18 protein-coding genes (1 of these 18 only partly in view) are annotated in these 16,482 nt (G+C 48.4%); all 18 read left to right on the forward strand.

Features of this window, described 5'->3' with window-relative positions; genetic code table 11:
- Window positions 1–918, forward strand: a complete 918-nt coding sequence (locus tag ACUUHJ_RS01015; RefSeq protein ID WP_472298087.1) for a C40 family peptidase — start codon at window positions 1–3, stop codon at window positions 916–918.
- Between the two features lie 25 nt (window positions 919–943).
- Window positions 944–1,903 (forward strand): ABC transporter ATP-binding protein, encoded by a 960-nt coding sequence (locus ACUUHJ_RS01020; RefSeq protein WP_289675551.1) that lies wholly within the window; start codon window positions 944–946, stop codon window positions 1,901–1,903.
- Window positions 1,904–2,154: 251 nt separating this feature from the next.
- On the forward strand, window positions 2,155–3,099 hold the full coding sequence (locus ACUUHJ_RS01025; RefSeq protein WP_016738841.1) for a sigma-70 family RNA polymerase sigma factor: 945 nt from the start codon (window positions 2,155–2,157) through the stop codon (window positions 3,097–3,099).
- A 163-nt stretch (window positions 3,100–3,262) separates the two neighbouring features.
- Window positions 3,263–4,135 (forward strand): Hsp33 family molecular chaperone HslO, encoded by an 873-nt coding sequence (hslO, locus tag ACUUHJ_RS01030; RefSeq protein WP_016738840.1) that lies wholly within the window; start codon window positions 3,263–3,265, stop codon window positions 4,133–4,135.
- Between the two features lie 28 nt (window positions 4,136–4,163).
- The gene (locus ACUUHJ_RS01035) at window positions 4,164–5,066 is read left to right on the forward strand and encodes a peptidyl-prolyl cis-trans isomerase (protein WP_472298088.1); all 903 of its coding nucleotides are present in this window, start codon (window positions 4,164–4,166) and stop codon (window positions 5,064–5,066) included.
- Window positions 5,067–5,148: 82 nt separating this feature from the next.
- Window positions 5,149–6,081 (forward strand): cysteine synthase A, encoded by a 933-nt coding sequence (gene cysK, locus ACUUHJ_RS01040; protein WP_289675553.1) that lies wholly within the window; start codon window positions 5,149–5,151, stop codon window positions 6,079–6,081.
- Window positions 6,082–6,200: 119 nt separating this feature from the next.
- Window positions 6,201–7,694 (forward strand): anthranilate synthase component I family protein, encoded by a 1,494-nt coding sequence (locus ACUUHJ_RS01045; protein ID WP_289675554.1) that lies wholly within the window; start codon window positions 6,201–6,203, stop codon window positions 7,692–7,694.
- A gap of 17 nt (window positions 7,695–7,711) precedes the next feature.
- Entirely contained in the window at window positions 7,712–8,296 is a 585-nt protein-coding gene (gene pabA / locus ACUUHJ_RS01050) for an aminodeoxychorismate/anthranilate synthase component II (protein ID WP_289675555.1), read from the forward strand.
- Between the two features lie 181 nt (window positions 8,297–8,477).
- Window positions 8,478–9,839, forward strand: a complete 1,362-nt coding sequence (locus ACUUHJ_RS01055) for an alkaline phosphatase (RefSeq protein WP_472301125.1) — start codon at window positions 8,478–8,480, stop codon at window positions 9,837–9,839.
- A gap of 141 nt (window positions 9,840–9,980) precedes the next feature.
- Window positions 9,981–10,151, forward strand: coding sequence for a twin-arginine translocase TatA/TatE family subunit (gene tatA, locus ACUUHJ_RS01060; RefSeq protein ID WP_012683944.1), 171 nt, complete (start codon window positions 9,981–9,983; stop codon window positions 10,149–10,151).
- A 38-nt stretch (window positions 10,152–10,189) separates the two neighbouring features.
- Complete coding sequence (pabC, locus tag ACUUHJ_RS01065; RefSeq protein ID WP_472298089.1) at window positions 10,190–11,035, forward strand: aminodeoxychorismate lyase; 846 nt, start codon at window positions 10,190–10,192, stop codon at window positions 11,033–11,035.
- A 52-nt stretch (window positions 11,036–11,087) separates the two neighbouring features.
- Complete coding sequence (gene folP / locus ACUUHJ_RS01070) at window positions 11,088–12,275, forward strand: dihydropteroate synthase (RefSeq protein WP_289675557.1); 1,188 nt, start codon at window positions 11,088–11,090, stop codon at window positions 12,273–12,275.
- A gap of 3 nt (window positions 12,276–12,278) precedes the next feature.
- Window positions 12,279–12,650: a dihydroneopterin aldolase gene (gene folB / locus ACUUHJ_RS01075; RefSeq protein WP_064203224.1), complete on the forward strand. Its 372-nt coding sequence runs from the start codon at window positions 12,279–12,281 to the stop codon at window positions 12,648–12,650.
- Complete coding sequence (gene folK / locus ACUUHJ_RS01080; protein ID WP_016738831.1) at window positions 12,647–13,177, forward strand: 2-amino-4-hydroxy-6-hydroxymethyldihydropteridine diphosphokinase; 531 nt, start codon at window positions 12,647–12,649, stop codon at window positions 13,175–13,177. The genes folB and folK overlap by 4 nt, the downstream gene beginning before the upstream one ends.
- Complete coding sequence (locus tag ACUUHJ_RS01085; protein WP_012683949.1) at window positions 13,129–13,338, forward strand: helix-turn-helix domain-containing protein; 210 nt, start codon at window positions 13,129–13,131, stop codon at window positions 13,336–13,338. The genes folK and ACUUHJ_RS01085 overlap by 49 nt, the downstream gene beginning before the upstream one ends.
- A 70-nt stretch (window positions 13,339–13,408) precedes the next feature.
- Window positions 13,409–14,437: a tRNA dihydrouridine synthase DusB gene (gene dusB, locus ACUUHJ_RS01090; RefSeq protein ID WP_012683950.1), complete on the forward strand. Its 1,029-nt coding sequence runs from the start codon at window positions 13,409–13,411 to the stop codon at window positions 14,435–14,437.
- Between the two features lie 217 nt (window positions 14,438–14,654).
- The gene (gene greA, locus ACUUHJ_RS01095) at window positions 14,655–15,131 is read left to right on the forward strand and encodes a transcription elongation factor GreA (protein WP_007725265.1); all 477 of its coding nucleotides are present in this window, start codon (window positions 14,655–14,657) and stop codon (window positions 15,129–15,131) included.
- A 102-nt stretch (window positions 15,132–15,233) separates the two neighbouring features.
- On the forward strand, window positions 15,234–16,482 hold the 5' portion of the coding sequence (gene lysS, locus ACUUHJ_RS01100; protein WP_012683951.1) for a lysine--tRNA ligase. 272 nt of this gene lie beyond the right edge of the window; the window shows 1,249 of its 1,521 coding nt (coding positions 1–1,249); its start codon is at window positions 15,234–15,236; its stop codon lies beyond the right edge, outside the window.

The raw sequence follows: 16,482 nt of genomic DNA on the forward strand, positions 1-16,482 counted from the left end.
ATGAAATCTGCCATTGTTTCTGTCTCTGTTGCCACTGTGTGGACCAAGCCGGAGTCGCCGCGTGATATTGACCATGTAGCGCTCCAATCCCCGGTAGATGCACGAAGCTGGCTCGCTTCCCTTACTGTGGAGGAGAAGCTTGGTTTTTACGACAATAACGCGATTCAAACACAAGCACTGTACGGTACCCGCGTAGAGGTAGTCGAGGAGCAAGGGGAATGGTCACAGGTTCTGATTCCTGATCAGACTACGAACAAAAATGCAACAGGTTATCCCGGCTGGATTCCGTCTCGCCAGCTAGCACCGTGGTCAGATGCTTTTGAGGTACAGCCAGGTCAAAAGCTGGCGATGGTCACGGCGGCGTTTACCCGTCTACATACAGCCGACAAAAAGCCAGACATGGAGCTGGTCTTTTTAACCCAACTGCCGCTGATTGAGGAAACCGCAGACTGGGTAACGGTAGCGACACCAAACGGCACAGGACTTTTGCCAAAAGCTGACGTCCAAATTGTGAAAGCAAACGAGCCAATCGAGCTTTCCAGTAATCGTGGAGAGGCAATCGTAGAAGCTGGCAAGAGATTCCTCAATCTGCATTATTTATGGGGAGGCATGTCCTCTTACGGGTATGACTGCTCAGGATTTGCGTACAACATGCACCGATCTGTCGGTCTCCAGATTCCGCGTGATGCATCTGATCAGGCAAAAGCCGGACAGCTCGTGGAAAAAGAAGCTTTGCTTCCGGGCGATCTGCTGTTTTTTGCCCATGAAGAGGGGAAAGGCAGAGTCCATCACGTGGGCATTTACATGGGAAATGGCGAAATGATTCATTCTCCGGATTCGCGAAGTGCCATCGAGATCGTCAAGCTGGATGGCTACAAGCTCGAAAAGGAACATTGCGTCTCCAGACGATACTGGTAAACGGATAACAGGGAGGAGTGGCCAGATGCAACGAAAGAAGCTGGTCCAGGTAAAGAACCTGACAAAGACCTTTACGTTGGGTAAAGGGCTCTCACTTACGGCAGCGGACAATGTTTCCTTCGATATTTACGAGGGGGAAACGTTTGGACTGGTAGGGGAATCTGGCTGCGGCAAATCGACCACAGGCCGTACAATCATCGGGTTGTATCAGCCGACGACAGGTGAGGTTATTTTTGACGGGCAAAACGTCCATCAGGCATCATCTGCTGAGCGGAGCAAGCTGACACGCCATATGCAAATGATATTTCAGGACCCGTATGCTTCTCTGAACCCCCGAATGAACATTGCGGAAATCATTTCGGAGGGCTTGCATCTAAATGGGCTATATAAAGGGAAGGAACGGATGAACCGTGTGATCGAGCTGTTGGAGATGGTTGGCTTGCAAAAAGAGCATGCCAACCGTTTCCCGCACGAGTTCAGTGGTGGTCAGCGACAGCGGATAGGGATTGCGCGGGCACTTGCCGTCAATCCAACCTTCATCATTGCCGATGAGCCGATTTCCGCACTCGATGTTTCGGTTCAGGCACAGGTCGTTAATTTAATGAAGAAATTGCAGCAGGAACAAAAGCTGACGTACTTGTTTATCGCGCATGATTTGGCGATGGTAAAGCACATTAGTGACCGGATTGGCGTCATGTACCTGGGCAATATGGTCGAGATGACTGCCAGTGAAATTCTTTACGAATCACCGAAGCATCCTTACACGCAGGCGTTGTTGTCGGCCATTCCTGTCCCTGATCCCGATTTGGAGAAAAGCCGCGAGCGCACGATTATCGAAGGTGACGTTCCGAGCCCGATCAATCCACCCAGCGGCTGTGTGTTCCGTACGCGCTGTCCAGTAGCCAAAGCCGTATGTGCCGAAAAGAAGCCTATCTGGCAGGAAGTAGACACCAACCACTTCGTCGCCTGTCATCTGTATCAGTAGTCTTCGTTTTTATCAGAAGATTCGACATTGTCTTTTTGCCATCCTTGGTTAATGAGGATGGCTTTTTCTTCATAAACTTTTAACTCTAGCCTATGAAAGGGCTTTCATCAACTATTCTGAGAGGAGAACTGTTAATATTCTGTTAACTGGCAGGAATCGGACAGGTTTTGTCGAAATACGGATACAGTAAAACATTCCGTGACTCACCTACTTCATCGTGATCTTCCATTCCAGAGAAGTGAGGGTTGCATATGACTCTGAGTACCTCCTCGTTCCATTCAACTCCCCGTCGTTGGCGGGAAGTGGAGACACAGTTGGGAATTGTTGTCCCTAGATCGCTTCGATCGGACACTTCTGCTCTACTGTTTTTGGAAAGCGTCGCTGCAACACCTATGTTGGACAAAGAAGAAGAGCTTGCTTGCCTGATTCGCTATCAAAGGGATGGCGATCTTGAAGCACGTGAAACGATTGTGCGCGCCTATTTACGATACGTAGTTAGTACCGCTTTGCGCCATTTGAAAAGAGGGATGCCGTTCCTGGATTTGATTCAGGAAGGCACGATAGGTTTGTTTACCGCGATTGACAAATTTGATGTGGGACGAGGCGTGCGTCTCTATCATTACTCGCACTGGTGGATCTCTCAAGCGATCACCCGTGCCATCAACGACAAAGCAACTCTGATTCGCATTCCTGTCCACATGCATGAGCAGATTCGCCAGTATCAGAAGCAAGTACTACATCTCGTCCATGCTTTGAACCGGACGCCAGATCGGCAGGAGATTGCCGTACTCCTGGATATTCCATTAGAAAAGGTGGAGGCCATTGAACTGGCTCTCATGATGAAGATGGAATCCATCGACGCTGAACTGGATAGTGAGAAATGGCAGGCTTGGCATGAAGACGAGAGCTTGAGCTACGCAGAGATTATGGATGATGGGTTATCCTCGCTGGATGACTGGATTGAAAAAGTAGACCTTCGCTCGCAAATGCGCGCAGCGTTGGATCGACTTAGTCCCCGCGCCCAAGAAATTATCTCCATGCGTTATGGTCTCTATGATGATCAAGTGTACACGTTGGAGGAAGTGGGGAAAATGTTTGGTCTTACCCGCGAGCGTATTCGCCAAATTGAAGCGACGACGATTGACCGATTGCGAACGCAAAAAGCCTCGCACGTATTAAAAGATTATTTAACCTAACATAGGATTTAGTTATTTCGGCCCCTCTTCGTACAGAGGGGTCTTTTCTGTCAGAAATGGTCGAATCCTCAAAGTGTCAGACTCACAGCGGGAGGGGCGTAGTCTTTTTCTCCTTGTGGTAAACTGGTAAGATAGCTTCATGATTGAAAAGGAGGATCGCTACATGGGCGATTATATGATAAGAGCAACTGGTTTTAATGGGCATGTTCGTGCATTTGCCGCACGCACGACAGAATCTGTTGAAGATATGCGTCGTCGTCACGACATGTGGAATACAGCGACAGCCGCAGCGGGACGTACGCTGACCATTACCTTGATGATGGGGGCTATGTTAAAAGGAAACGAGAGCCTCCATGTCAAAGTAAAAGGAGGCGGACCAATCGGGCAGATCATGGCGGAAGCAAACGCACATGGTGAAGGAATCGCGTATGTATCCAACCCGCACGTCCACTTTGAGCTAAACGATAAAGGCAAGCTCGATGTAGCACGTGCAGTGGGAACAGACGGGTTTGTGTACGTAACGAAAGATCTCGGTCTCAAGGAGCCGTATCAAGGCAGCGCGCCGATCGTCTCTGGTGAGATTGGGGAAGACTTCACGTACTATTTTGTGATGTCCGAGCAAACGCCTTCTGCAGTAGGGGTGGGTGTACTGGTTAATCCTGAGGACCGTTCTGTTTTGGCTGCGGGTGGTTTTATTCTTCAGCTGTTGCCGAATACGCCTGAAGAGGTTGTGGCAGCCATTGAAGAGCGCCTAGGACAGCTTCCACAGGTTTCTCGCATGATTGGCGAAGGTTTGACTCCTGAAGAGATTTTGGCCCGCGTATTGGATGAGCCAAAAATCCTGAGCCGCACGGAGATTCAATTTAGCTGCAAATGTTCAGCGGATAAGGTAGTTCAGGCACTGATCAGCATGGGACGCGAAGAAATGGAAGGTCTGATTGAGGAACAGGGCGAAGCAGAAGTACACTGTCATTTCTGTAATGAACGTTACCATTATGACAGATCCGCGTTGGAAGACATCCTGAAAGACATGTAAGCGCGGCGTCAAGTAGGGGAGTGTTGGCATGACCAACGTAAAAGGGTTGTGGGCATTCATTGGGGCGCTTGTATTGTTGCTGCTTGCCGTTACCTGGGCATGGTACCAGGGATCAGGCAAGCTGCAGCCTGCCGCCATCGTAGGGGATAAGACGATTAGCAACGACGAGTATGTAACGGCACTGAAACAAAAGTTCGGTAAGCAAGTGCTAAACGACATGATTAATCGGGAAGTCGTTTTTCAAGAGGCGAAACGATCCGGCATTACGGTTGATTCGAAGCAGCTGGAGCAAGAGCTTTCCCAGATTCGCGACAGTTACGGCAGTCGGACAGACAGCGAGTTTGAGGCTGCGCTAATCAAACAAGCGGGGACGACCGTGGAAGCCCTAAAGCAAGAGATTTCTTATCAAATCCTGCTGCAAACCCTTGCAACGAAGGACATGACCATCAAAGATGAAGAAATACTAAACGTCTACAATAGCCGATCTGACCGTTATACCCGACCGATGCAGGTGCGTTTAGGACAAATCGTCGTGGCTTCACAAAAAGAAGCGGAACAAGTTTTGGCTGATCTAAAAAACGGGGCCGACTTTCAGACGATTGCTAAAGCGCGTTCAATTGATGCGGATACAGCGGTGAATGGCGGCGATGTAGGCTGGGTTTCCATCAAGGATAATCGATTGCCTGACGAGGCGAAGCTTATTGTAGAAAAGCTGGAGAAAGACAAATATAGCGAAGCGATCAAAATACAAGATGAATACGTCATTTATCAACTGACAGAGCGCAGGGAAGCCAGTCAACGGACGTTTGAAGAGGTAAAAGATGAGCTGCGCCGAGAAATCGCATTTGCCCAGGTCGAGTCGCTGGATGTCGTGCTGGAGCGATTGCGAAAATCGGTAGGAGTCCAGATATCTGGGCAAATGCCTCATTGACCAAATAGGCTACCGTTGATATAATTATGTCAATAAATCCTAGCGTTTTACTCGGTTATGAAAAATAGGAGGGGCAGAACATATGCGCGTGGCTAATTCCATTACCGATTTGATTGGATTTACTCCGCTTGTAAAGCTGAATCGTGTTGTCACCGAAGATATTGCAGACATTTACTTGAAGCTGGAGTTCTTCAACCCGGGCAGCAGTGTAAAAGACCGAATTGCGTTGTCGATGATTGAGGCAGCAGAGGCAGATGGGAGTCTAAAACCGGGTGATACCATCATTGAACCTACGAGCGGAAATACCGGTATTGGACTCGCGATGGTTGCTGCTGCAAAAGGATATCGTGCTATTCTGGTCATGCCAGAGACTATGAGTATGGAGCGACGCAACCTGTTGCGTGCGTATGGTGCGGAGCTGGTTCTCACACCAGGCAGCGAAGGGATGGGCGGAGCGATTCGCAAAGCGGAAGAGCTGGCGAAAGAAGATAGCTCTTATTTCATTCCGCAACAATTTAAAAATCTGGCAAACCCGGCCATTCACCGTGAGACGACTGCCCGTGAGCTGTTGGACCAAGCGAATGAAATCGGTGGCGTAGATGCGTTTATTTCCGGTATCGGTACAGGCGGAACGATTACGGGTGTAGGGCAGGTTCTTCGTGAACACTATCCGAATGTACAAATCGTAGCTGTTGAGCCTGCGGCTTCGCCAGTTTTGTCTGGCGGCAAACCAGGTCCACATAAGATCCAAGGTATCGGGGCTGGCTTTGTCCCGGATATTCTCGATACACAAATTTACGACGAAATCATTAAGGTAGAAAACGAGGACGCTTTTGAAACCGCGCGTCGCGTAGCTCGTCAGGAAGGCATTCTCGGCGGGATTTCTTCTGGAGCAGCGATCCATGCGGCACTGCAAGTAGCAGCGAAGCTTGGCAAAGGCAAAAAAGTGATCGCAATCATTCCTTCGAATGGGGAGCGTTATTTGTCCACGCCTCTGTATCAGTTCGAAGATTAATTGTAAAAAATACCGGAATGACCACGAAGCGCACATTGGCGACGTGGTCTTTTCTTTTTGTGTCAGGCAACTATATAATGAACGGATAAATAGTGAAAACCGGAGCGTGAAGAGGAAGAATGTTCCCTACCTTTGCTGATTGCCAGACATATGCCTTATCTTATTCATTGGTTCCCCTAGCCCTACGTAGACCATGGTCTTCGACGATTGATCCGTGGCAGGTACTCACAAAACTACAGCCTTCTCTGCAAAATGCTGTCCTGTTGGAAAGTGGACGAGCTGGGCGGTATACCTTTTTGGCATATGAGCCTATCGCTACGCTGCGCAGTCAGCGAGGAGAAACCATCGTTTCGTACCCAGAAGGAAAAATCGAGAGCATAGAAGCTCAAAACCCTTTGAATGCTTTACGAGAGCTACTATCTCGTTACCGTACGCCTGCGCTTCCAGGTATGCCAGATTTTTCTGGTGGAGCCGTAGGCTATATTAGCTATGAAATGAACCGCTTTTTTGAGCCTAGCTTGCCACAGATAGCGACTGATGACTTACAGTTGCCAGACCTGTATGTTATGATAATGCAAGACCTTCTTGTCTTTGATCATGAGACCCGAGAGATTATTTGTCTGACGCATTTGAATGCGGGCAATTTGACCGAAGAGAGCTATCGACAAGCAGCACTCCAGCTGGAAAAACGTATGGACTCGATTGCTTCATTGGCAATGGATCGTGATGAGACAGATTGGGAAGCGTTGCGCAAAAGACCGCTTGCCAAGCTAGTGCCAGCATCCGTATCCTTTGGCAAAGACCAATTTGAGGAAGCTGTTCGCCGGGTGCAGGAGTACATCGCCCAAGGGGATGTTTTTCAGGTCAATCTGTCGGTACGGCAAAGTAAGCCGGTGCAGGTGACTGCCCCAGAAGTGTACGATGTGCTTCGTAAGCTGAATCCGTCGCCTTATATGGGCTATCTGAGCTTCCCTGAATTTCAATTGGTTAGTGCCTCGCCAGAACTACTTGTAAAAGTAAAAGGCAAGGAAGTGCATACGCGTCCAATCGCTGGTACACGTCCGCGTGGATTAACGGACGAGCAAGACGATGCATTGGCCCGTGAACTGATTGATAATGAAAAGGAACGCGCAGAGCATGTCATGCTGGTTGATCTGGAACGCAATGACATGGGTCGTGTCTGTCGCTTTGGCAGCGTGGAGGTCAGCGAATTCATGGTCGTGGAGAAATATTCCCACGTCATGCATATCGTCTCTCACGTCAAAGGAGAGCTGGCAGCAGGCAAGGATGCGCTTGATGCGATCGAAGCGACTTTTCCGGGAGGAACGATCACCGGAGCGCCCAAGGTTCGCACGATGGAAATCATCGAAGAGCTGGAGCCGGTCAAGCGAGGCGTCTATACGGGATCAATCGGCTGGTTTGGCTTCAATGGTGATATCGAGGTCAACATTGCCATCCGCACCATGGTGATCAAGGATGGCGTAGCTCATGTCCAAGCTGGAGCGGGTATCGTGATTGACTCGGTTCCAGAGGCCGAGTACGCCGAGTCATTGAAAAAGGCAGAAGCGTTGTGGAAAGCACTTGAGTTGAGCGAGCAGAGAACGATGAGTTGAGAGGAGACGAGTGTACGATGATTTTGATGATTGATAACTACGATTCCTTTACCTACAATTTGGTGCAGTATGTGGGAGAGCTTGGGGAAGAGCTCCAAGTGTATCGCAATGACAAGATTACGCTGGAAGAAATCGAGCGACTGGCACCTGATTATTTGATGGTGTCTCCAGGACCGTGCACGCCAAATGAGGCGGGGATCAGCATGGATACGATCCGCCATTTTGCCGGAAAAATTCCGATTTTGGGTGTTTGCTTGGGCCATCAGTCCATTGGGCAAGTGTTTGGTGGAAAAGTAATTCGGGCCGAGCGCTTGATGCACGGAAAGACGTCGGAAGTTTTCCATGATGGCAAAACTATCTTTCAGGACATCCCTTCCCCTTTTACAGCGGCACGCTACCATTCCTTGATTATCGAGGAAGCGTCGATTCCGAGTGAGCTGGAAGTAACCGCTCGGACAGCCGAAGGTGAAATTATGGCTGTGCGCCATCGGGAGTACCCAATTGAGGGCGTCCAGTTCCACCCTGAATCGATTATTACCGAGCACGGCAAGCAATTGCTGAAGAACTTCCTTACCGCATACGCGCGCCATACGACAGGTTAACACATAGATACGACAGGAAAACCGCCTTTTTTCGAGGGCGGTTTTTTGTGTTCTTCGACAAATGTAAATCTATCTTTACTGTTTCCTTAAACTTCTTTACATTGCCCACGTCATTTCTCAATATTGGAAGATTACAATCAAGCTGAAATTAAATAATAATTCATTTCTTAGGAGGTACATGATGTTCCGTACATTCCCCAAAAAACTCGTTCCCGTGGCAGTAATCTCCTCGCTGGCTTTTACAGCGTTCTTCGGTCCTACTACAGGTCTTGTAAAAGCAGCAGAAAATAATAACAACGCAAAAGTAAAAAATGTAATCTTCTTGATCGGTGACGGCATGGGTACTGCTTACACAACCGCACATCGTTACATGAAGGACGATCCTTCGACTCCACTGATGGAGCCAACAGAATTTGATAAATATTTGGTCGGTGCACAAATGACTTATGCAGAAGACCACAAGCAAAACATTACAGACTCCGCATCTGCCGCTACGGCGATGTCTTCCGGTAAAAAAACATACAATAATGCCATTGCGGTAGACAACGACAAATCAGAAGTAGAAACGGTACTCGAGCGTGCGAAAAAAGTAGGTAAATCTACTGGCTTGGTAGCTACCTCCGAAATTACACATGCTACTCCGGCTTCTTATGGCGCTCATGACGAAAGCCGCAAGAATATGGATGCGATTGCGAATGATTACTATGATTTGAAAATTAACGGCGAGCATTCTATTGACGTAATGCTTGGCGGTGGCTTGAAAAACTTCGTTCGTAAAGATCGTGACCTGACGAAAGAGTTTAAGAAAGATGGCTACAGCTATGTTACTTCGAAGAGCGAACTATTGGACGACAAAAACGGCAAAATTCTCGGGTTGTTTGCAGATGGCGGAATGGACAAAATGATCGACCGCTCCAAGGAAACACCTTCCCTAGAGGAAATGACCAATGCTGCGATCGATCGTCTGAGCAAGAACAAGAATGGGTTCTTCCTGATGGTAGAAGGAAGCCAAATTGACTGGGCTGGTCATGACAACGATATCGTTGGCGCAATGAGCGAGATGGAAGATTTCGAGAGAGCTTTCAAAGCAGTGATTGATTTCGCGAAGAAAGATGGCCATACGCTAGTTATCGCAACTGCTGACCACTCCACGGGTGGATTGTCTGTAGGAGCTAAGGATGAGTACAACTTCTTGGTAGATCCAATTAAAGCCGTGAAACGTACGCCTGATTTCATTTCGACTGAAATTGCAAAAGGTGCAAATGTAGAAGAAACACTCAAGAAGTACATTGACCTGGAGCTGACTCCGGAAGAAATCGCGTCTGTGAAGAAAGCTGCTGAAACAAAAGACCAAGTGAAAATTGATAATGCCATCGAAGCGATTATCGATACACGCTCTTTTACTGGCTGGACAACAGGTGGACACACAGGTGAGGATGTAAACGTCTATGCGTATGGTCCTGGTAAAGAAAAAGTATCTGGATTGATCGATAACACCAAAAACGCGGATGTCATTTTCGAAATCCTGGGCGGGAAAAAATAAGCGAGAGTAAAATTTTCGCGAGTGATGGGCTACCATGCTACAGTGGTAGCCTTTTCGCTTGGGACTGGGAGTAGATTGGGGGCTTTATGCACATCCTTTGAAGAGACTGGGTAATTGACAGGAAAAGGAGTGTTGCCAGCAATGCTGTCGAGCATCGGTATTCCCGGATTGATTTTGCTCTTGATCATTTCCTTGTTGCTTTTCGGACCGAAGAAGCTGCCGGAGATTGGTCGTGCAGTCGGACAGACTTTGAATGAGTTTAAGCTCTCGATGAAAGATTTGACGCCGGATGAAGAGGAGAAAAAGATGTGATATGATGCTCTCGACTATATTATCGGGAGAGAGCGCAGATGCACGTTTATGTAAACGGAACGATTTGTCCGGCTCATGAGGCTACCGTATCGGTATTGGATCACGGGTTTTTGTACGGTATTGGTTTGTTTGAAACATTACGTGTATACGACCGCAAGCTATTTCTATGGGATGCCCATTACGCCCGGCTTTGTTCCGGGCTTTTTGCGTTGCAGATTCAACCTGCTTGGACCAAGGAAGAGCTGGAAGAAGCCATCTTGATGACCATCGATGCCAACGAGTTGCGTGATGCTTACGTCCGCTTGAGTATTACGGCTGGCGCAGAAGGAGTGGGCTTGGTAGCAGGGGGATACGAGCGTCCGTCCTTATTCGTATTTGCCAAACCTGTAGCACCTCTGGAAGTACCTCCCATGCCAAAACGGTTGCAGACATTGGCGTTGGCTAGACAGACAGCAGAAGGCCAGCAGCGCTTTAAATCGCACAATTACTTAAATAATGCGCTTGCACGCCAAGAACTCGGTGCCCGTCCCGATGTGGAAGGTCTGTTTTTGACGCATGATGGCTTCGTGGCAGAAGGAATTGTGAGCAATGTGTTCTGGGTCAAGAACGGCAAGCTGTTTACCCCTTCTATTGATACGGGCATTCTGGATGGTGTGACGCGGCGACATATTTTGACTTTGGCACAGCAATTATCCATGCCTGTCGAAGAAGGTCGATATCGCCTGGAAGAGCTGCTCAACGCCGATGAAGTCTTTACGACAAATTCCGTGCAAGAGATCGTTCCGATTTCCGAAATTGACGGGCAATCCCTCCCTTCGACATATGGTGCATATTCGTGCGAACTGCACCGCGCCTACCGTCAGTCTGTAGCGGCTAGCGAGTAAATTATGGTATGCTACTATTCAATGTGCGAAGACGGAAAAAGGGAGTTTGATCATGAAATACAATTCATTTCGAATCCATGCAGCGACCTTCGCTGAGATGGTATCGGAGCTTGTCAGAAGGGGAGTTCCTGTTCCAGAAGCCGAACGCATGACGGAAGCGGAGACGAGCCTAAAGATTCATACGGAAAACATGAGTGTGGCAACAGCACAGAGTCTGAGAGAGATTATGCACTCTTTCGATGCGGAAGCCGTTATCTCAGATCAACCAGGTACTGCCGACAAAAAATACGTGCTGCTGTTGGCTTCACACAAGAAGATGGATTTGGCGTTGGATTATATGAAAACCCAAACAGAAGAACTACGAGCGTTGGCGGCAGAGGTACGGGAAGTTTTAGCTATGCCTGCCAAGCTTCGTGCGCGGCGCGAGCTGAACTGTGGCCAGTATGTCCTGCCACTGGGGGAGCGTACGCTAGTCATGGGTATTTTGAATGTGACACCTGATTCATTCTCGGATGGCGGTCGCTATGTCGATGTGGAGGCAGCACTGGCACAAGCGCGTGCGATGGTTGAAGCTGGAGCTGACCTGATTGATATCGGGGGAGAATCGACACGTCCAGGGTCGGAAGCAGTCGATGAGGCGACGGAGCTGGACAGAGTGCTCCCAGTCATTCGGATGCTTTCGCAGGAATTGTCTGTTCCCCTGTCCATTGACACATACAAAGCGGCGGTTGCAGAACGGGCTATTTTGGAAGGGGCACATATCATCAATGATGTATGGGGAGCGAAGCGTGACCCGCGGATGGCAGATGTAGCTGCTCGTCTCGATGTACCCATTATCCTGATGCACAACCGCGAAGACACGGACTATCACGACTTTTTCCCAAACTATATCAAAGACCTGCGTGATTCCGTACAGATCGCCTTGCAGGCAGGGGTAAAGCAGGAGCGAATTATCCTCGATCCGGGGATCGGGTTTGTAAGGACTGTCGAGCAAAATCTCGAAACGATGCGTAGGCTGGATGATCTGGTAGGGCTGGGCTATCCCGTTCTACTTGCTACTTCACGCAAGCGGATGATCGGTCATGTTCTCGACTTGCCTGTAGATGAGCGTGTCGAAGGTACGGCAGCGACAGTTGCTCTCGGGGCGGCAAAAGGCTGTCATATGGTACGGGTGCATGATGTCAAAGAAATGAAGCGCGTTACGAAGATGATGGACGCGATGCTAAAAGGGGGCATTTAAACCTTGGATAAAATCTACTTCAATGGCATGTCTTTTTACGGATATCACGGTGTGTTTGGAGCAGAGGCTGAACTGGGCCAACGGTTTTATGTCGATTTGGAGCTATCGCTCGATTTATCCAAAGCCGGAGCAAGTGACGATCTTCACGATACAGTCAATTACGCCGATATCTTTACTTGTGTGCAAAAAATTGTCGAGGGTGAACGATTTCATCTGGTAGAAAAACTGACCGCTGTGATAGCTGAACGTCTACTGGAGCAATTCCCTTTGCATGAAGTCAAAGCAAAAGTGACCAAGCCGAATCCGCCGATCAATGGGCATTATGAGTCGGTTGCGATTGAGATGATCCGTAGAAGAGAGGATTTTGCTTCATGACAGTTTGTGCGTATTTGGCGCTAGGCTCCAATCTAGGGGATCGGGCACAGAACTTGCGCCGGGCGATTCAGAGATTGAACGAGCAACCTGGAATTCGCGTGCTACGTGTCTCCTCTGTTTATGAGACCGATCCATTTGGTTACGTCGAGCAAGATGCATTTTTAAATATGGCGATCGCTGTGGAAACAGAACAGAGCCCGGATCAGCTGCTTGAGACGGCTCTGTCAGTAGAGCGAGAGCTAGGTCGTGTGCGAACAGTTCGATGGGGACCGCGCACGATTGATATTGACTTACTGTTGTACGGGACATCTCGTGTTTCGCAAGACAATCTCATGATTCCTCATCCCGGGCTGAGCGAGCGTGCTTTTGTACTCGTGCCGCTTCGAGACGTTTGGCAAGGCGGCGTTTTACCTGAGCATAACCAGACCATTGATCATTATCTTTCCTTATTGGTAGAAGATCACAAGGGGGTACGTGAGTGGGGAGCAATCAACTGGGAAATCGAATCCGGTCCTTCCGAAAGCTAAAAGGGTATACACAACAGTCGCTTTCGGACAAGATGGGAGTGTCATTGTCTTTTGTTGGATCACTAGAGAGAGGAACTCGTACGCCAACAGAGCCTGTATTACGGAAGATCGCCAGCACTTTACAGGTAGACTACGATGAATTATGTGCTATAAATAAGTGATGTAATGAAGTTTGGATAGGATTGTCCTCTCCAAGACCCCGACTAAGCGGGAATAAGGAGGCGAATATAGATGAAAATCGGCAATATTGAATTAAAGAACAACGTAGTGCTCGCTCCAATGGCAGGTGTCTGTAACCCTGCTTTTCGTCTGATTGCCAAGGAGTTCGGTACTGGATTGGTTTGCGCCGAGATGGTAAGCGACAAAGGCATTGTGCACGGAAACAAAAAAACGATAGATATGCTGTTTGTCGACGAACGCGAAAAACCACTAAGTTTGCAGATTTTTGGTGGAGACAAGGAAACCTTGGTGAGTGCGGCGAAATATGTAGACCAGCATACGAACGCGGATATCATTGATATCAACATGGGCTGTCCTGTGCCGAAAATTACGAGCTGTGATGCAGGTGCGCGTCTGTTGCTCGATCCGGATAAAATCTACGAAGTCGTATCTTCTGTGGTCGATGCGGTCGACAAGCCGGTTACCGTGAAGATGAGATTGGGCTGGGACGAAGATCATCTGTACGTACTGGATAATGCCAAGGCAGTAGAACGTGCAGGCGGCAAAGCGATCGCTGTTCATGGACGCACCCGCGTACAAATGTACAAAGGGAAAGCGGACTGGGACTGGATCCGTCGGGTGAAGGAAACTGTTTCGATTCCGGTAATTGGAAACGGGGATGTGGCTACTCCTGAGGATGCAAGACGCATGCTGGATACAACAGGTTGCGATGGTGTCATGATTGGACGCGCTGCGCTCGGAAATCCGTGGATGCTGTATCGCACCATTCAATACCTGACGACGGGAGAGCTGGGTCCAGAGCCAACCGCACGTGAAAAGATGAATATTTGTTTATTGCATGCAGAGCGTTTAATCGCGCTGAAGGGTCCGAGAGTGGGAGTCCTCGAGATGCGCAAGCACGCGGCGTATTACTTGAAAGGCTTGAAGGGCTCGACGCACACGAAAAATCTCGTGAATGCGGTTGAGACAGAAGAGGAGCTTCGCAGCGTCCTCATGAACTTTGTCGACTGGATCGAAAACTACGCAGATGACAGCGAAGAACCGCTGGAAACAGCAAGTGATGAGGCTGTCAGCTACTAAAACTGGTGGTTCATTCCAGACATTGACAAGGGTTCCTTCATATCCTATAATACTCCGTAATATTGGGTGCCGAGCTGCCAGTCCTCACTGGCAGCTTTACCTTTGAACCTCACAGACGATTGTATTCTGCTGTATATTGTATAGAACATCTACATATAATCCTTTGTACTTTACCCAGTATAAATGGAATCATTTTTTAAAACGGGGGAATTGAACCATGTCTGAAAAAGAAGTCATCCTTACACCAGAAGGTTTAACAAAGCTGGAACAAGAGCTTGAAGATTTGAAAACGGTTAAACGTAAGGAAGTAGCTGCTCGTATTAAAGAAGCGATTAGCTTTGGAGATATCAGTGAGAACTCTGAATACGAAGAAGCAAAGAATGAGCAAGCGTTCATTGAAGGTCGCATTCTGACCCTGGAAAAAATGCTGCGCAATGCCCGCATCATCACAAATGAAGATGTAGATACAGGTGTTGTAAGCGTTGGATCCCGCGTGAAGCTGAAAGACCTAGAGTTCGGTGATGTTATGGATTACACGATTGTAGGTTCTGCTGAATCCGATCCGATGAACAACAAGATTTCCAACGAGTCCCCGGTAGGTCAAGCACTCCTCGGCAAAGCAAAAGGCGCGATTGTTGACGTGAACGTACCGGCAGGAGTCATTCAGTACGAGATTCTTGATATTAACCTGTAAGCAGTCGATCTATGGCGTACCTTTTGCGAGGTACGCCGTATCACTATTATAAAAGTCTGTACAAAATTGTTAATGCAGGCATTTTCTAGAGGAGTGAGCAAAATGGCAAACGAGCAAGACCTTCAGCAAGAAGAACAGCAACAGGAAGGGCTCCACGAGCTTCTTCAAGTGCGTCACGACAAAATGAATCAATTGCGTGAATGGGGCTTTGATCCGTTCGGTAAAAAATTCGAGCAAACGCATCACGCTGCAGATATAACGAAAGCTTTTAGCGAAAAGAGCAAGGAAGAGCTGGAAGCGGAAGAGAACGTGGTTACGATTGCAGGACGATTGATGGCGAAACGCGGAATGGGTAAAGCGAGCTTTGCTCAACTGCTGGATCGTTCCGGCCAGATTCAAATCTACGTTCGTCAGGATACCGTTGGCGAAGAGCTGAGCAAAGTATTTGATTTGGCTGATATCGGTGACATGATCGGTGTAACTGGTGTTGTTTTCAAAACAAAAACGGGTGAGCTCAGTGTAAAAGCAAAGGAACTATCCTACCTGACGAAGTCATTGCGTCCACTACCTGAGAAATACCATGGTCTCAAAGATATCGAGACTCGCTACCGTAAGCGTTACGTGGATTTGATTGTGAATCCAGAAGTTCGCGATACGTTCATTACGCGTAGCCGCATTCTGACTTCGATGCGTCGTTATTTGGACAACCTTGGCTATCTGGAGGTAGAAACACCTACACTCCACGCGATTGCCGGTGGTGCATCTGCTCGTCCATTTATCACGCACCACAATGCGTTGGATATGCAGCTGTATATGCGTATTGCAATTGAGCTGCACTTGAAACGCCTGATTGTCGGTGGTTTGGAAAAGGTGTATGAGATCGGTCGCGTATACCGCAACGAAGGAATCTCTACTCGTCACAACCCTGAGTTCACGATGATTGAGCTGTATGAAGCGTATGCCGACTACCAGGATATCATGAGCCTGACAGAGGAAATGGTTGCTCATATCGCACAAGAAGTATTAGGCACCATGAAAATTCAGTACCAAGGCAATGAGATTGACCTGACACCAAAATGGCGTCGTGTACACATGGTAGATTTGATTAAGGAAAATCTCGGCGTCGATTTCTGGAAGGAAATGAGCGACGATGAAGCGCGTGCTTTGGCAAAAGAGCATGGCGTATCCGTTGAGCCTCACCATACGTTCGGACATGTAGTGAATGAATTCTTTGAGCAAAAGCTGGAGCATACATTGATTCAGCCTACCTTTGTTTACGGTCATCCTGTGGCGATTTCGCCATTGGCGAAGAAAAATGACCAGGATCCGCGATTCACGGATCGTTTTGAGT

The sequence above is a fragment of the Brevibacillus schisleri genome (assembly GCF_055685845.1).